Origin of the sequence: Dactylosporangium sp. NPDC000244 (assembly GCF_040300725.1) — a bacterium.
GTDB lineage: Bacteria > Actinomycetota > Actinomycetes > Mycobacteriales > Micromonosporaceae > Dactylosporangium.
In genome coordinates, this window is record NZ_JBEPEH010000026.1 from 153,030 (window position 1) to 169,820 (window position 16,791).

Sequence of the window (16,791 nt, forward strand, 5' to 3'; positions counted from 1 at the left end):
CCAATAGCCGAGGCCCCCACCCCCAGGAGCCGAAGATGTCCTCCAACAGCCTGCGCCTGCTCGCGGTCGCCGTGGCGCTCGTCATCGCGGTGCTCACCGGCGCGGCGACCGGCCTGGTCGGCGGCGCGCCGAACTGCCCCGCCCAGACCTTCGGCGCCGCCGCCCCGCAGAAAGCCGGGGGCGGCGGCGGGGTCAGCGACGCGGTCGGCGACGCGATCAAGGGCGGCGGCACCCCGCAGCAGCCCGACGGCAACACGACGCAGGCCCAGTCCATCACCACGCAGGCGTGCACCGCGCAGGAGACGTTCGGCCTGAAGCCGGCCCTCGTCGCCTTCGCCGGCACCCTGTTCGTCGGCGCGGCCCTGCTCCTGCTGCTCCTGCTGTCCTCCCGCGGCTCCGGCGGGGCCACCGCCCCGGTGTCGGCGCCGCCCGGGCGCGGCGGGCAGTCCGACGCCGACCGGCGGGCGCTGGTGCAGGCCACCATCTACGTGCGGGACCGGGTCACGAGCAAGGCCCTCGGCGACCGGCTCGGCGCCGCGCTGCACGAGGCCGGCGTCACCGTCCTGGAGCCGACCGGGGTGCGGTTCGACCCGGCCCACCACGAGGCCGGCGGCACCACCCCGACGAACGACCCGAACCTCAGCGGGCAGATCTCCGGCGTCGAGGTCCCCGGCTACGTCGACCGCGACGGGCGGGTCCTGCGGGCCCCGATCGTCACCGTGTTCCAGTCGGGCCGCAGCGCCGGCGGCGCCACCGGGGCCCACCCGACGGTCGGCCGCGCCGCCTCGGCCGGCGGCCCGACCGGGGCGCACCCGACCGTCCCGCAGCCCAGTCAGCACACCACGCAGCAGCCGCGCAGAGAGCAGCCACGATGACCCAGACTCCCAACGCACCCGCCGGCGCGGCGCCGAAGAAGCCCGCCGACCAGACCGCGGCGCTGGGCAAGCTGCTCAAGGCCGGCGTCGAGGGCAGCCTCGCCTACCTGCGCAAGATCGACCCGGACGCGGCCGCCGACATCGACACCGAGCGCCGCCGCGACGTGCAGCGGCCGAAGATCGTCGTGGTCGGCGAGACCAAGCGCGGCAAGAGCTCGCTGACGAACATGCTCATCGGCGTGCCGAACCTGTCCCCGGTCGACGCCGCCGTGGCCACCGCGTCCTACCTCGAGTTCATGCACAACGCGCAGCACGGCGCCCGCGCCTACATCCCCGGCCGCGAGGACCCGGTGCCGATCGGGCTGGGCGACCTGCGCGACTGGGGCACCGTGATGGGCCGGCTGCCGGACGGGATGCGCCCGCCGCGGCGCATCGAGATCCAGCACTCCGCGCCGCTGCTGCAGTACCTGACGCTCATCGACACGCCCGGCACCGGCGGCCTCGACTCGATGCACGCCGAGGTCGCCATGGACGCGGTCGAGAAGGCCACGGCGCTGCTGTTCGTCGTGGACTCCTCCAGCCCGTTCTCCAAGCCGGAGATGAACTTCCTCATCGAGGCCAGCAAGAAGGTCAACTTCGTGCTGTTCGCGCTGACGAAGGTCGACGCCTACCCCGGCTGGCGCAAGATCCTCGACGACAACAAGGGACAGCTGCAGACCCACGCGCCCCGGTTCGCCTCCGCGCCGTGGTATCCGGTGTCGGCGCGGCTGGCCGAGCTGGCGATGCAGATGCCCAAGGACGCCGCGGGCGAGCTGATCCGCGAGTCGCGCATCGCCGAGCTCCAGCACGCCCTGATCGACCTGGCCTCCAAGGGCCACCTGCTGCAGCAGGCCAACGTGCTGCGCAGCATCCGCTCGGAGTACATCCGCTTCGACCAGGAGCTGGGCGACCGGATGAAGGCCACCGACCCGGACCCGGCCGACTTCGAGCGGGCCAAGGAGGAGCGCGCGCAGGTCGCCACCCGCAAGCGCACCGAGTCGCGGCAGTGGTCCCTGGCGCTGTCCACGGAGACCCAGCGGGCCCGCGTCGAGGCCACCTCGCGGCTGCGGAACTACATCACGCAGCTGCAGGAACAGTTCATGGAGAAGATCGACAAGGGCGGCCGCGGCGACATGCAGGAGCTGCCGGCCGAGGTCGACAAGGCGCTGTACGCGCTGAGCGTCCGGCTGTCGCACGACCTCGAGTTCCGCTTCCGCAAGGTCGGCGAGCGCGTCCTGGCGCAGGTGTTCCACCCCAACGAGCTGCAGCACGTGCTGCGCGGGCTCAACGCGCGGCTGCGGCACGCCCTGGGCACCAAGCCGCGCCGCGAGCAGTCCGGCGAGGGCGCGATGGTCGTCATGTCCTCGGCCGGTATGGCGATGATGGCCGCCCGCGTCCCCGGCATGATCGGCGGCGCGAGCGCGCTCGGCGCGATCGGCCTGGCCGGGGCCGGGCTCGTCCTGCCCGTCGTCGGTGTCGGCCTCGGCCTCGCCGCCGGCGCCTACATGATCTTCAAGCGCAAGAGCATGGCCGACAAGGTCCAGGCCCGCACCTGGCTGCGGGAGGTCCTCGGCGAGGCCCGCGCCGCCCTGTCGGACGAGATCATGAACCGGTTCACCGACCTGCAGTACGCGCTGACCCTCGCCCTCGACGAGGCGATCGAGCGGCGGCTCAAGCAGCTCGACGCCCACATCGCGAACATCGACAAGTCGCTGGCCGAGGACAAGGCCGAGCGCGCCAAGCGCAAGGGTGCGCTGAACACCGAACGGGAAGGGCTCCGCGCCCGCATCAAGCAGGTCGACGAGGTGCTGGTGCGCATCCGCGCGCTCACGCCCGCCGGGCCGGCCGATGCGGCTGCCGAGGCCGCCGAGGCGTAGGGGGCTGACCGATGGACGGGCACTGGGAATGGTCGGACGGCGACGACTCCGCCGACACCGCTGACCTGGGCGGGGATGCCGGGCACGACCTGCACGGCGACTTCTCCGAGGACTACGGCGCCGGGTTCGACGCCGACCACGCCGATCACGCCGGCTACGGCGGGGACGAGCACGACCTGAGCGGGCCCGGCCATCACCTCGGCGACGGCTCCGACATCGAGGAGCCGCTCGGCACCGAGCACGCGACGGCCGAGTACGACGAGTCGCTGCACGACGGCCACGACGGTCACAGCGGCCAGGACGGTCACGACGACCTCGGCGGCCACGACGAGGGCCAGGCCGAGGACGCCGCGCCGGCGCACCTCAGCGACGGGCAGCCCGACTACGGCGATGCCCATGGCGATGTCCACGACGCCGGGGACACCGGACACGACCAGCACGAGGCCGCGTTCGGCGCCGACCCCGACGTCGACGCGTCCGCCGACGACCCGGCCTGGCACGAGGTGCAGTTCCCCGAGGAGCTGCACCTGCAGGACCCGCCCGAGCCCGTCGACGGCTTCCCGTGGACCGACGCCGACGTGCTCGGCGGCCCCGACCACAGCCTGTCCGCGGCGTTCGACCCGGCCGTGGAGCACCACGGCCCGGCCGAGCCCGCGGGCTTGGCCGACTACGCCCACCTCGAGGTCCCGGCCGGCACCGACCCGTGGAGCATGCTGCTGGGCTCCGAGGACCCGGCCGCGAGCAGCCTCGCGACCTTCTGGGCCCCGCAGTAGACCCTGGAAACACCAACGCGGCACCGGTACCTGCTGAAGGTACCGATGCCGCGCTTTGGTTTTGGAACGCTAACTGAGCGCGGTCCAGAGCAGGATCACGAACAGGATCGCGACCAGGACCAGGACCACCACGATCACGGCGATCCAGTTGCGCTCGGTCGCCTCGCCCTGCTGCGCCGGGGCCTGCCGGGCGGCCTGCGGCGGGAACGGGCCCGGGCGCGCCGGGACGACGGGCTGCTGCACGACCGGCTGCGGCTGGGGACGGAACACCGGCTGCGGGACGACGGGCGGCTGGACCACCGGCGGGCGCTGCACCACGGGCGGCGCGGTGACCGGCGGGCGCTGCTGCACCTGCGGCATCACCGGCTGCCGGACCGCCGGCGAGACCGGCACGCTCGACACCGGCGTGTGCTGCGGCATCGGCCGCTGCTGCGGCGGCGGGGTGACGGTGCGCGGGGTGCCCGAGGTGCCGACCGGGGCCACCGCGGCGCCGATGCACAGCGCCCCCTCGACCACGACCGTCTCCGGCTGCTCGAGGGTCGTCGGGGCCACGCCGAGCTCCGTGTGGATGAGGTGCGCCGCGAGCGGGATGCGCGACGAGCCGCCGACGAGGAAGATGCCGACGAGGTCCTTCGGCTGCAGCCGCGCCGAGTCGATCGCCCGGCGCAGGCACGCCACCGTGCGCTCCAGGTAGGGCTTGACGAGGGTCTCGAGCTCTTCGCGGGTCAGGTGCGCGTCGATCTCCATCGACGGCAGGTGGATGTCGGTGGAGGCGGTCCGCGACAGCATCTCCTTCGCGCCGCGCACGTCCTCGTAGAGCATCCGCCGCAGCCGCCGGTCGGAGGCGTCGGTCGGGTTGGCCAGCGACGCCCACTTCGCGGAGTGGCTCTCGGAGTACGTCTTGCCGAGGTGCTCGACGATCGCGTGGTCGAAGTCGAGGCCGCCGACGTCGGCGAGACCGTCCTCGGCGAGGACCTCGAACCCGGACTGGGTGCGGCGGACCACGGTCGCGTCGAACGTGCCGCCGCCGAGGTCGTAGATGGCCAGGCTGCGCCCGACGGGCACGGCCGAGCCGAGGACGGCGGTGAAGTACGACGCGGCGCCGACCGGCTCGGCGATCAGCCGCGCGGGCCGGGCCGGGGTGCCCAGGCCGGCGATCCGGGTCGCCTCCAGCAGCAGCGACCGGCGCCGCTCGCCCCACCGGGCCGGGTGCGTCAGGCGCACCTCGTCCGGGGCCGCGCCCAGTTGCCGGCGGGCCTCCTCGTTCACCTGCGACAACACGTGCGCGAACAGACGCGGCACGGGCATCGGGTGGTCGCCGATGAACACCTCGCCGTCGTCGATGCGCCGCTTCGGGTTCGGCTCGAACCGGGCCGGGTCCAGCCGGGCATTACGCTCGGCATCCCGCCCGACCAGGACTTTCCCGTCGGTGTTGAAGTACAGGGAAGAGGGCAGCAGGGGGGAACCGTCGAACAGCAGCGGTCGCATCCGCGCGTCGGGCGTGCGGACCATCGCGACCGTGTTCGACGTGCCGAAGTCGATGCCGAGCACGCGCATGTGCGTCACCCTACCTTTGCCGTTCCGCGCTCTGCGTCGGCCGTCAAGCCTGCCGTAACCCGCTGTTGCGCAAAGTTGACCGAAGATCGCTGCATACTGGCCGCGTGAAGCAGGTGCCCTACCTCGACGCCCCAGGACCGCTGGGCTTCGCCCACCGTGGCGGGGCGGCAGCCGGTGACGAGAACACGACAGCGGCGTTCGCCCGTGCCGTCGATCTCGGATACCGCTATATCGAGACCGACACGCACGCCACCGCCGACGGGGTCGCGGTCGTGTTCCACGATGACACGCTCAAGCGGCTCCTGGGACGTCCGGGTCGGATGATCGACTTACGGTGGACGGACCTGCAGACCGAACGCGTGGGCGGCGCCGCCGCGGTGCCCCGGCTCGACGAGGTCCTCGACGCCTACCCGGACATCCGGTTCAACATCGACACGAAGACCGAGCAGGCGGTACACCCGACGGTGGAGGTCGTGGAGCGCCTCAAGGCCCACGAGCGGGTGCTGCTGGCGTCGTTCTCGTCCGCCCGGCTGCGCCGCATCCGCCGGCTCGCCGGGCCGGGCGTGGCGACCTCCATGGGCATGCGCGAGGTCGCCGGGCTGTTCGCGGCCTACCAGGTCGGGCGCCGCTACACCCCGGCCGAGAGCGTCGTCGCGGTGCAGATCCCGCCGCGGTACGGCCGGATCGTCCTGGCCACCGAGAAGTTCGTGGACTACTGCCACCGCGTGGGGCTGCGGGTGCACCTGTGGACCATCGACGACCCGGCGGAGATCGCCCACTTCCTCGACCTCGGCGTAGATGGCATCATGACCGATCACATCGAGGTGTTGCGTGACGTCTACGTGAAGCGAGGCATCTGGCCGTGACGCGGGTCCAGGACGAGTCAGCCGGCGGGTCCACTGTGGAGCTCAGCTCCCGCCGTGAACGGGTCGGCTGGTACTTCTACGACTGGGCCAACTCGGCGTTCCAGACCACGGTCGTGACCGTCTTCCTCGGCCCCTACCTGACCGCCATCGCCGAGACCGCGGCGAACTGCCCCGACTCCGGCTGTCCGGACGACGCCGCGATCCACCCGCTGGGCATCGCGATCGCCCCCGGCTCCCTGTTCCCGTACACGGTGTCGCTGTCGGTGCTGCTGACCGTGTTCGTCCTGCCGGTCGTGGGCGCGATCGCCGACCGGTCGCCGCGTAAGAAGCAGCTGCTGGCGCTGTTCGCGTACATCGGCGCCGCGGCCACGGCCGGGATGCTGTTCCTCACCGGCGACCGGTACCTGCTCGGCGCCGGGCTGTTCCTGCTGGCGAACATCACCTTCGGCGCCTCCGTCGTCGTCTACAACTCGTTCCTGCCGCAGATCGCCGACGAGCAGGAGCGGGACAAGGTCTCCAGCTTCGGCTGGGCGTGGGGCTACCTCGGCGGCGGCACCCTGCTGCTGCTCAACGTCATCGCGGTCCTGTTCAAGGACAGCCTCGGCATGACGACCGGGGAGGTGGCGCGGTACAGCATCGTCTCCGCCGGCGTCTGGTGGGCCGGGTTCACCACGATCCCGCTGCTGGCCCTGCGCAACCGGCCCGTCGCCGACGAGGACCCCGGCGCCGTGCGCGGCAACCCGCTCACCGGCGGCTTCAAGCAGCTGTGGGGCACGCTCAAGGGGCTGCGGGCGTACCCGCTCACGCTGTTCTTCCTCGTCGCGTACCTCATCTACAACGACGGCATCCAGACCGTCATCTCCCTGGCCAGCCAGTACGGCACCGAGGAGCTCAAGCTCCCCGACGGCGTCCTGGTGCCCACGATCCTCATGGTGCAGTTCCTGGCCTTCGCCGGGGCGCTGCTGCTGGGCCGGCTCGCCAAGGCCATCGGCGCGTGGAAGACGATCCTGGTCAGCCTGGTGCTGTGGACGGTCGTCATCATCGTGGCGTTCTTCCTGCCGGCCGGGCAGGCGGTGCCGTTCGTCATCCTCGGCGGCGGGATCGGCCTCGTCCTCGGCGGCAGCCAGGCCCTGTCGCGGTCGCTGTTCTCGCAGCTCATCCCGAAGGGCAAGGAAGGCGAGTACTTCGGCATCTACGAGATCTCCGACAAGGGCACCAGCTGGCTCGGCCCGCTCGCGTTCGGCCTCGCCTACGACCTGACCCGCAGTTACCGCATCGCGATCATCGCGCTCGTGGTGTTCTTCGTCGCCGGGTTCGTGGTGCTGCTGTTCGTGCCGATCCGCCGCGCGATCGTCGCCTCCGGCAACACGCCGCCGGCCAAGCTCTGACGGGCTCCTGACTGGCGGGTGTCGTGTACGTGACACCCTGCGTTACTGTTCGGTCGTGCGTTACCGGCTGCTCGGTCCGCTGGAGGTCGAGGTCGCCGGCCGGCGGCTGGAGATCTCCGCGACCCGCGACCGGGTTCTGCTGGTCATGCTGCTGCTGCAGCCGAACCGGGTCGTCACGCTGCCCCGGCTCGTCGACGCCGTCTGGGGCGACGCCGCCCCCGCCACCGCCCGCGCCCAGCTGCACACCTGCGTGTCCCGGCTGCGCCGCCAGCTGCCCGGCGCGATCCAGACCGACACCGCCGGCTACCGGGCCGTCATCGAGCCCGACGAGCTCGACACGCTCGTCTTCGCCCAGCTCGTCGCCGACGGGCGGGCCGCGATGGCCGCCGGGGAGCTGCAGGCCGCCCGCAAGCACCTGCGCGGCGCCCTCGAGCTGTGGCGGGGCCCGGCCCTCGCCGGCGTCGACAGCCCCGGCGTCCAGGCCGCCGCCGTCGCCCTCGAGGAGCGGCACAACAGCGCCCTGGAGGACTGCCTCGACGTCGAGCTGCAGCTGGGGTTGCAGGCCGAGCTGATCAGCCAGCTGACCGGCCTCGTCGAGCAGCACCCGCTGCGGGAGCGCCTGCACGGGCAGCTCATGACCGCCCTGGCCCGCGTCGGGCGCACCGCCGACGCGATCGCGGTCTACCTGCGCCTCGCCGAGGCCCTCGACGAGCAGCTGGGGCTCGCCCCGAGCGCGGCGTTGCAGGAGTTGTACCGGGGGCTGCTGCAACCCCCGCCCGCCGTCAAGGAACGCCCGCCGGCCCTGCTCGGCATGGCACCCATCGAGCGCTTGGCCGCCCAGGCCCCGCGAGCCCTGCCCGTGCCGACCCCGTGGACGCTCCCCCGCGACATCGCCGACTTCTCCGGCCGCGACGACCTCGTCGACCGGCTCGTGCGCGCCGCCCGGCCCGGCCGCGACGACGTGCCCGCCGTGCTCACCGTCGACGGCATGGCCGGCGTCGGCAAGACCAGCCTCGCCGTGCACGTCGCGCACCTCGTCGCCGACCGCTACCCCGACGGGCGGCTCTTCGTCGACCTGCGCGCGCACGGCGAGCGCCCGCCGCTGGCCCCGCACGACGCGGTCGGGCTGCTGCTGCGCCACCTCGGCCTCGACCCCGAGCGCATCCCCGCCGACCCCGACGAGCGGGTCGCCCGGTGGCGCAGCGAGCTCGCCCAGCGCCGCATCCTCGTCGTGCTCGACAACGCCGCCGACCCGGCCCAGGTCACCCCGCTGCTGCCCGGCGCGTCGGCGAGCCTCGTGCTCATCACCAGCCGGCGGCGCCTCGGCGGGCTCGACGGCGCGCACAGCGTCTCCCTCGACGTGCTCGACGACGGCGACGCGGTCCGGTTCGTGACCACCGTCGTCGGCGAGCGGGCCGAGAGCGCCCCGCGGGCCGTCGCCGACGTCGTGCGCCTGTGCGGCGGGCTGCCGCTGGCGCTGCGGCTGGCCGCGGCCCGGCTCGCGCACCGGCCGTCGTGGAGCGTCGCCGACCTCGCCGACCGGCTCCGGCAGGCCAACCCGGCCCCGATCGACCTCACCGTCGACGGCCGGTCCCCGCACGCCGCGTTCGAGCTGTCGTACCGCGCCCTCGACGACGCCGCCGCCCGGCTGTTCCGGCTCACGGGCCTGCACCCGTCGGGCGAGTTCGCGGTGCGGGCCGCCGCGGCCCTGGCCGACCTGCCGATCCGCGACGCCGACGAGCTGCTGGGCCGGCTCGTCGACGCCCACCTGCTCATCGAGCCCGTCGCCGGCCGGTTCCGGCTGCACGACCTGCTGCGGGAGTACGCGGCGCAGCTGGCCGCCGAGGACCCCGAGCGGGACGCGGCCATCGACCGGATGCTCGACTTCTACCTGCAGGCGGCGGCCGCGGCCACCCGGTCCTGGGAGGGCGGCCGGGCCCGCGGCGCGATCGACGTCGGCGAGGTGCAGCCGTGGGTGCCCCGCTTCGCCGACCTCGCCAGCACCCGCCGCTGGCTCGACCTGGAGATCGGGAACCTGATCGCGGTCACCCAGCTCGCCGACCGCCTCGGCCGGCACCGGCACACGTGCCTGCTGCCGAGGGCGGTGTGGGGGTACCTCTTCCGCAACTCGATGAACGACGTCTCCATCGACCTGCACCGCCGGGCCCTGGCCGCGGCCGAGGCGCTCGCCGACGAGGGCCTGATCGCGATGACCCACAACTACCTCGCGTCGGCCTACGCCCGCGAGGGCGACCAGAACAACGCGGCCCGGCACCTGCTGCTCATCGCCGAGCACCCGATCTGGGGCGCCCGGGCCCGTTCCAACCTCGCCGCCGTGTACCAGTTCGCCGGCCGCCTCACCGAGTCCCTCGAGCTGCTCGAGCACTCGCTGCAGGCGATCTACCCGGCCGAGGTGATCGTCTACGGCGGGCAGTGGACGACGCTCACCACGATCCTGCGGCTGCGCGGGCGCACCGGCGAGGCGCTCATCGCCGCCCGCCGTACCCTGGCCGCCGGGCGGGCCTCCAACGCGCAGCTGGCGTTCAACGGGGCCATCGAGCTCGCCGTGATCCGCCAGGCGCTCGGCCAGCACCACCTCGCCGAGCTGCTGCTGCGCTGGACCGTCGAGCGGATCCTGCCCGAGCTCGGGATGGCGGTGATCTGCGAGGCGCGCAGCTACCTCGGGATGAGCCTCGTCGCGCTGGGCCGCACCGAGGAGGCCCTCGAGCTGCTGGCGCTGGCCGCCCGCGACTCCGCACACCTCGACCCGCACATCGCCTGCCTGGCCGCGAGCAACCACGGCGCCGGGCTGCAGGCGGTGGGCCGGCTCGACGAGGCCAAGGCCGAGTACGCGCGGGCCCTGGAGCGGGCGATGCGGGCCGGGTACCGCTACGAGCAGGCCCGCGCCTACCACGGCCTCGGGCTGTGCACGAGCGACCCGCGGCTGTCGCGGCACCGGCTGCAGACGGCGGCGGACCTCTATGAGGCGATGGGTGTCACCGAACACGCCGAGGTGGCCGCCCTCCTACGGGACATCGACGAGAAGGCGAACAAGTAGGCTTCTGCGCCGTGACGCCAACCGACGCCGACCCGAACGCCTGTTTCGCCGCTGGTGACTCCCGCACACGACGCGGGGGCCGGCTGAAGTTCTTCTACGGCCCGATGGACTGCGGCAAATCCACCCTCGCGCTGCAGATGGACTACAACCACGCCCGGCAGGGCCGCCACGGCCTGGTCCTCACGACCATCGACCGGGCCGGCCCGGGCCGGCTGTCGACGCGCATCGGGCTGGGCAAGGACGCCGTCGACGTCGCCGGGCTGGACCTGCGCACCCTGGTCCGCGACCGCTGGGCCCGCGGCATCCGCGTCGACTACCTCATCTGCGACGAGGCCAGCTTCTACACCGTCGAGCAGATCGAGCAGCTGGCGGACCTGGTCGACAACTCGGACGTCGACGTGTACGCGTTCGGCCTCGCCACCGACTTCCGCACCTGCCTGTTCCCGGCCGCGCAGCGCCTGTTCGAGCTCGCCGACGAGGTGACGAAGGTCCAGGTCGAGGTGCTGTGCTGGTGCGGGCGCAGCGGCACGCTCAACGCCCGGGTCGTCGACGGGGTCATCGCCCGCGAGGGCGACCAGGTGGTGATCGGCGACACCACGGCGGACGACGCCGTCGCCGCGGACGTGCACTACCAGGTGCTGTGCCGGCGCCACCACCGCGCGGGCGACCTGGGCCCGGCCGCCCGAGCCGGGGGCCAGCTGCGCCTGGTGTGATGTCACCGGCGGGGCGGCTGTCTCGTCACGAGGGCATGAACATCGTGCAGTGGATTCTCGCGTTCGTGGCGCTCACCGGTGGTGTCACCAAGACGTTCGTGCCCCAGGCGAAGCTCGCCTCGATGCACGGGGGCGGGTGGACCGGCGCGGCGCCGGCGTGGTTCGTGCGCACGCTCGGGGTGCTCGAGCTGTGCGCCGTGGCCGGGTACTTCGTGCTCCCGGCGGTCACCGCGGGGTGTTGGATGGTGCTCATGGTGGGCGCGGCGGTCACGCACGGACGGCGGGGCGAGGGCGGGCTCGTCGGGCTCAACCTCGTGTATTTCGGGCTGGCCGCGTTCGTGGTGTGGGCGCAGGTCGGCTGACGTGGAGCGGGCCGAGAAGTTCGAGGGGCTGCGCGGGCTGCTGTTCTCGATCGCGTACCGCGTGCTCGGCAGCGTGAGCGAGGCCGAGGACGCGGTGCAGGAGGCCTGGCTGCGGTACGCCGCGACGCCCGACGAACCGCGTGACGTCAAGGCGTTCCTGGCCACGACGGTGACCCGGATCGCGATCGACGTGCTGCGCTCGGCGCGGGTGCGGCGCGAGGCGTACGTCGGGCCGTGGTTTCCCGAGCCGCTGCTGACCGACCCGTACGAGGACCCGCAGCGCGCCGCCGAGCTCGCGGACTCGGTGTCCACGGCGGCGCTGCTGCTGCTCGAACGGCTCAGCCCGCTCGAACGGGCCGTGTTCGTGCTGCGTGAGGTGTTCGACTTCGGCTTCCCCGAGGTGGCCGCGGCCGTCGGCCGGTCGGAGGCGGCGTGCCGGCAGCTCGTGGTGCGCGCGCGGCGGCACATGGCCGAGGGGCGGCCCCGGTTCGCCGCCGACCGCGGCGAGCGGAACGCCCTCGCGGCCCGGTTCTTCGCCGCGCTGCGGGTCGGGGACGTGGCCGGGCTGCAGGCGCTGCTCGCCGCCGATGTCACAGTGGTCGGCGACGGCGGCGGGAAGGCCCCGCAGCTGGCCCGGCCGGTCGCCGGCGCCGGGAACGTGGCCCGGCTGTTGGCCAACATGTTCCCGCGGATGGCGCGGGCGGCGATCGCCCTGGAGCCGTGCGAGGTCAACGGCGATCCGGGCGCCGTCGCGCGGGACCGCGACGGGCGGGTCCTGCACACGATGGCGCTCGACGTCCGCGACGGCCGCGTGCGGGCCATCCGCGTGGTGATCAACCCCGACAAGCTCGCGCACCTCGGGCCGGTCGCGGACGCGTGGGCCCTGACCCGGCAGCTACGCGGGCGGGAGGACTAGCTCGGCCACGACCGGGCAGTGGTCGCTCTCGCCCGCCGGCCGGGAGCCGAACTCGCGCACGCCGATGCGCTCGTCGACCAGCACGTGGTCCAGGGTGATCGGCGGGGTCCAGAACGGAAGGGTCTCGGTGCGGAAGGGCCACGTCGCCGTCAGGCCCCGCCCGCGCTCGGCGGCCGCGTCGCGGTAGCCGGCGCGCAGGAGGCGGCGCAGCACCGCGTGGTCGAGGGTGGCGTTGAAGTCGCCCAGGAGGATGCGCGGCGGGCCCTGCGCGGACGGGGTCGCCTGGGTCTCGATCTGCTGCCGCCAGATGCCGACCCGGCCGTGCCGCGGCGGGTAGGGGTGCGCGGACTCGATCAGGACCGGGCCGGCGCCGGGCACGTGGACCGTCGCGGCGGTCTGCCACATCGGGATCGCCTCGAGGGTTCTCGTCGCCGGGCCGGTGATCGGGTGGCGGCTGAACAGGCCCGAGCCGTTGCCGCCCGGGGCCGTGGCCACGACGCGGTGCGGGAGCAGGGCGTCGATGCCGGCGTCGTCGAGCGCGGCCAGGCCGTCCGCGGTGAGCTCCTGCACCGCCAGGACGTCGATGTCGTCGATCTTCAGCTGGTCGACGAACGTCGGGGTGGCGTTGCGGCCGTACAGCAGGTTCGCGCACATCACCCGCAGCCGCACCCCCTCGCCCGGCCGGCGGCCCGGCACCAGGCGCGGCGCGACCAGGCCGGCGAGCACCAGCCCGCAGGCCGCCAGGATCAGCCCGGGCACCGGGGCGATGAGCGCCAACGAGCTCAGGAGCAGGGCGCCCACGGCGGCGTACGGGGTGTACGTGATCAACTGCACCAGCGGGGTCCCGCGTTCGGCTCCCAGGGCGCGCACCACCGTGTAGGCGGTCGCCAGTCCGGCGAGCGCCCAGCAGATCAGCGTCATGCGACGACCGTACCGGCGGGGTCTGCGAGTTTTCGCTCCAGTGGGGCCCGGAACCGGGGAGTCACCCGGGCGTCGCCCAGCCAGCCTTCGAGTTCGCTCGCGGCCCGGGTGACGGCCTTGCGCACGGACGCGGGGACCTCCTCGATCAGCTCCCACGCGATGCGGCCCGTCGGCTGTTGCGCCCAGCCGCCGACGATGCGGCCGTCCGACCAGATCGTCGGGCCGGCGTTTCCGGTGCGGTCGAACACGGCCGGGGCGTGCGGGCCGAGGTACCACTGCCGCCCCTGGAACCCCATGACCGTCGGGTCCAGTCCGGGCAGCAGGGCCACCCAGGGGCCGGGGTCGTCGACCGGGGCGGTGTCGGTGGGCAGGACATAGCCGGTCTCGCCGCCGTCGAGCTCGACCGCGACGGCCTCGAGCGCGCGCAGGGCCGCGCGGGTGTGCGTCATCGTCCAGCCCGTCCACCACTTCAGGTCGGCGGCGGTGCCGGGGCCGAAGCGCGCCAGCCACGCCCGGGCGAGTTCGGTGCGGGCGTGGGCCGGGTCCAGGTCGGCCATCGGCTCGGGGAGCCAGTCGGGCAGGCACGACCACGCGTACTGGCTGCTGATCCACGTGCCGACGGGCCGGCCGCGCACGATCCGGCCGTCGGCGGCGAGCAGGAACAGGACCCGGCTGGTCACGTACTGGTTGCCCTGCGGGAACACCATGAGGCTGCGCAGTCTCGGCTCGTCGGCGGCGAGCTGGGCCGCGGTCGCGCTGCCGCGGCGGCGCAGGGCCTCGAACGTGGACTCGGCCACGTCCTCGAGCCAGGCCGCGTCGCCGACCCCGGTCTCGGTCAGGTGCTTCACGAGCAGGCGCCGCTGTTCGGCCGCGACCGCCCTGGTCGCGCCGGCCTGGACGACCGCGGCGAAGCCGGAGGGCACCACGAACATCGTGCGGCGCATGCCGAGCATCCGCAGCAGCGTGCGCCGCTCGTACAGGGCGTCCTCCACGGTCGCGACGAGGGGCCGGTGCAGGCGCGCCGCGACGGACAGGTGGACGGTCGCCGGGTCGGTGGCGTGCAGCGCGACGAGATCGGCGGCGACGTCCTCGGGGGTTTTTCCCGGCGGTACCGGTCCGGCGAGCCCGTGCCGCACGGCGAGGCGGGCGCGGCGCTGGGCCGTGTCGATGCGGAGGGTCACGCGTACCAGTATCGCGACTCCCACGGAACGGGAGCGCGACCGTACCGGACGGTAACGTGTCAGCCATGACGCGATTCGTGCAGACCGGCCCGACGCTGCGTGACCCATACACTACGGATCCGCAACTGCGCGGCTGGCTGGACCGGCTTCTGGGCGAGGACGGGCACGCGGCCGCGAAGCAGCGGCTGGCGGACCTGTCCGCGGAGGTGCTCGGGCCGCTGCGCGCCGCGCATCACGACGCCGAGACGCACCCGCCGACGCTGACCCGCTTCGACGGGTGGGGCGGGCGGATCGAGCGGGTCGACACCTCGGCCGGCTGGCAGGCGCAGCGGGCGGCGGCGGCGCGTCACGCCGTGGTCGCACTGCCGTACCTTCCCGAGGCCCGCGACACGTGGGGCCCGGGGGCACGGGTCGTACAGCAGGCGCTACTGCACGTGTGGGGCCCGGAGTCGGCGACGTTCTCGTGCCCGGTCGCGATGGCCGACGGGGCGGCGGCGCTGCTCACGCAGACCGGCACGCAGGGTGACTGGCTGGCGCGGCTGGTCTCGACCGATCCGGCGGTCGCGGTCACGTCGGGGCAGTGGATGACCGAGTCGCAGGGCGGCTCCGACATCGCGCGCTCGACCACCGCCGCGCATCCGGACGGCGCCGGCGGCTGGGCACTGACCGGCGACAAGTGGTTCTGCTCGGCGATCGACTCGGCGATGGCGGTCGCGCTCGCCCGGCCCGAGGGGGCCGGGCCCGGCAGCCGGAACCTGGTGCCGTTCCTGGTGCCGCGCTACGGCGCCGACGGCCGCTCCCCCGCGCCCGGGCTGCAGGTGCTGCGGCTCAAGGACAAGCTCGGCACGCGGGCGGTGCCGACCGGCGAGGTCCGCCTGGACGGGGTCGCCGCCTACCCGCTCACCGATCCGGGGCAGCCGGGCCTGGCCGCGATGATGACACTGGTCGTGGTCACGCGGCTGCACAACGCGGCCGCGGCGGCGGGCGGGATGCGCCGCGGCCTCGAGTACGCGCTTGCCTACGCTTCGGAGCGGACCGTCTCCGGTGGGGTGCTGGCCGCCAACCCGCTGCACCGGGCGACGCTCGGCGGGCTGGCGGTCGACGCGGCCGGGGCGTTCGCGCTGGCCGCGCACTCGTTCGCGCTGCTGGGCCGCGCCGAGCACGGCGACGCCGCGGCGGGTGCGGAGCTGCGGCTGGCGGCCCCCCTGGCGAAGCTCACGACCGGGCGGCTCGCGGTCGCCTCGGCCAGCGAGTATCTGGAGTGCTTCGGCGGGGCCGGGTACGTCGAGGACACCGGCATTCCGCGACTGCTGCGGGATGCCCAGGTGCTGCCGATCTGGGAGGGGACCACGAATGTGCTCTCCGTCGACGTGCTGCGGGCGCTCACGTCGGGTGACGGCGCCAAGCCGCTGCTGTATCGGCTGACCGCGGCCGCGGACGCCGCCACGCACCGGCTACCGGGCGTCGCCGAGGCGCTCGCCGCCGCGACGGCCCGGCTCGCCGGGGACATCGCGACCGCGGCGGCCGACCCCCGCGACCCGCGGGTGGCGGCCGGGGCGCGGGAGCTGGCACTGCGGCTCGGGCACGCGCTGACCGCCGCGCTGCTGCTCGAGCACGCGGCGTGGGCGGCCGAGCACGGGGACGAGCGGCCGGCGCTGCTGGCGTCGCTGTGGATTCTGCGGCGGCTGGGTAACGCGGACATCTCGGCGGACCTGCACGCCGGATTCGAACAGTTGCTCAACGTGGCGTAAGAGCCGGTTCTTTGCTCGGGTCCGTGTCAGTCACGGACCGTTGCTCCCGCCAGACAAATGGGCGGTCCCGGGGGCCTTCGGCCGGAGGGGACCGCCCAGCCGGGTCCGCGGTGCCAAGAGCAACGGCGCCTCGTCTCGCGTCTCGCTGGTGCTGCCGCAGCGGCGTCGGCAGGCCCTGAACGGCAGGCTCTGGACGGCAGGCTCTGGACGGCAGGCCCTGAACGGCAGGCCCTGAACGGCGGGCCCTGAACGGCGGGCCCTGAACGGCGGGCGGCGGGCGGCGGGCGATGGGCGGCGACGGCTGACGGTGGGCGGCGTGCCAAGAGCAAGGGCGCCTCGCTGGCGCCTCGCTGGCGCCTCGCTGGCGCTGGCGGGCGGCGTGGCACGAGCACGGGCGCCTCGCTTAGCGTCGCGCTGGCGCAGCCGCAGCGGCGACGGCGGGCGGCGACGGCTGACGGCGTGGCACGAGCACGGGCGCCTCGCCTTTCGTCTCGCTGGTGCTGCCGCGGCGGAA

The 16,791-nt window shown here is 74.0% G+C and carries 13 protein-coding genes; 10 read left to right on the plus strand and 3 right to left on the minus strand.

From position 1 onward, the window contains the following. Window positions 1–35 precede the first annotated feature (35 nt). Genes grpE through ABT369_RS34000 form a run of 3 tightly spaced genes read left to right on the plus strand, consistent with a single transcriptional unit; the run spans window position 36 to window position 3,564 of the window. Entirely contained in the window at window positions 36–875 is an 840-nt protein-coding gene (gene grpE / locus ABT369_RS33990; protein ID WP_350618148.1) for a nucleotide exchange factor GrpE, read from the plus strand. Then, entirely contained in the window at window positions 872–2,791 is a 1,920-nt protein-coding gene (locus tag ABT369_RS33995; RefSeq protein ID WP_350618150.1) for a dynamin family protein, read from the plus strand. Before grpE ends, ABT369_RS33995 begins: the two co-directional genes overlap by 4 nt. Before the next feature lie 11 nt (window positions 2,792–2,802). Beyond that, a complete protein-coding gene (locus ABT369_RS34000; RefSeq protein WP_350618152.1) occupies window positions 2,803–3,564 on the plus strand; it encodes a hypothetical protein in 762 nt (253 codons plus the stop codon). 69 nt (window positions 3,565–3,633) lie between these two features. On the opposite strand, the gene ABT369_RS34005 is transcribed toward ABT369_RS34000, so the two are convergent. Continuing rightward, the gene (locus ABT369_RS34005) at window positions 3,634–5,121 is read right to left on the minus strand and encodes an Hsp70 family protein (protein WP_350618154.1); all 1,488 of its coding nucleotides are present in this window, start codon (window positions 5,119–5,121) and stop codon (window positions 3,634–3,636) included. Between the two features lie 104 nt (window positions 5,122–5,225). On the opposite strand from ABT369_RS34005, the gene ABT369_RS34010 reads away from it, so the two are divergent. The 6 genes from ABT369_RS34010 to ABT369_RS34035 all read left to right on the plus strand — a co-directional run bounded on the left by ABT369_RS34010 (window position 5,226) and on the right by ABT369_RS34035 (window position 12,424). After that, complete coding sequence (locus ABT369_RS34010) at window positions 5,226–5,987, plus strand: glycerophosphodiester phosphodiesterase family protein (protein ID WP_350618156.1); 762 nt, start codon at window positions 5,226–5,228, stop codon at window positions 5,985–5,987. Continuing rightward, the gene (locus ABT369_RS34015; RefSeq protein WP_350618158.1) at window positions 5,984–7,375 is read left to right on the plus strand and encodes an MFS transporter; all 1,392 of its coding nucleotides are present in this window, start codon (window positions 5,984–5,986) and stop codon (window positions 7,373–7,375) included. The genes ABT369_RS34010 and ABT369_RS34015 overlap by 4 nt, the downstream gene beginning before the upstream one ends. 55 nt (window positions 7,376–7,430) lie before the next feature. Beyond that, the gene (locus ABT369_RS34020; RefSeq protein WP_350618160.1) at window positions 7,431–10,433 is read left to right on the plus strand and encodes an AfsR/SARP family transcriptional regulator; all 3,003 of its coding nucleotides are present in this window, start codon (window positions 7,431–7,433) and stop codon (window positions 10,431–10,433) included. Between the two features lie 83 nt (window positions 10,434–10,516). After that, a complete protein-coding gene (locus tag ABT369_RS34025) occupies window positions 10,517–11,146 on the plus strand; it encodes a thymidine kinase (RefSeq protein ID WP_350618210.1) in 630 nt (209 codons plus the stop codon). A gap of 35 nt (window positions 11,147–11,181) precedes the next feature. Then, entirely contained in the window at window positions 11,182–11,508 is a 327-nt protein-coding gene (locus ABT369_RS34030; RefSeq protein WP_350618162.1) for a DoxX family protein, read from the plus strand. A gap of 1 nt (window position 11,509) precedes the next feature. Beyond that, window positions 11,510–12,424: an RNA polymerase sigma-70 factor gene (locus ABT369_RS34035; protein WP_350618164.1), complete on the plus strand. Its 915-nt coding sequence runs from the start codon at window positions 11,510–11,512 to the stop codon at window positions 12,422–12,424. Here ABT369_RS34035 and ABT369_RS34040 read toward each other — a convergent pair. Both ABT369_RS34040 and ABT369_RS34045 read right to left on the minus strand, forming a co-directional pair. Further along, window positions 12,404–13,345: an endonuclease/exonuclease/phosphatase family protein gene (locus tag ABT369_RS34040; protein ID WP_350618166.1), complete on the minus strand. Its 942-nt coding sequence runs from the start codon at window positions 13,343–13,345 to the stop codon at window positions 12,404–12,406. The two genes, ABT369_RS34035 and ABT369_RS34040, sit on opposite strands and share 21 nt — an antisense overlap. Beyond that, complete coding sequence (locus ABT369_RS34045) at window positions 13,342–14,526, minus strand: winged helix DNA-binding domain-containing protein (protein WP_350618168.1); 1,185 nt, start codon at window positions 14,524–14,526, stop codon at window positions 13,342–13,344. Before ABT369_RS34045 ends, ABT369_RS34040 begins: the two co-directional genes overlap by 4 nt. 65 nt (window positions 14,527–14,591) lie before the next feature. Between ABT369_RS34045 and ABT369_RS34050 the strand changes: the two genes are divergently transcribed. After that, complete coding sequence (locus tag ABT369_RS34050; protein ID WP_350618170.1) at window positions 14,592–16,277, plus strand: acyl-CoA dehydrogenase family protein; 1,686 nt, start codon at window positions 14,592–14,594, stop codon at window positions 16,275–16,277. Window positions 16,278–16,791 lie beyond the last annotated feature (514 nt).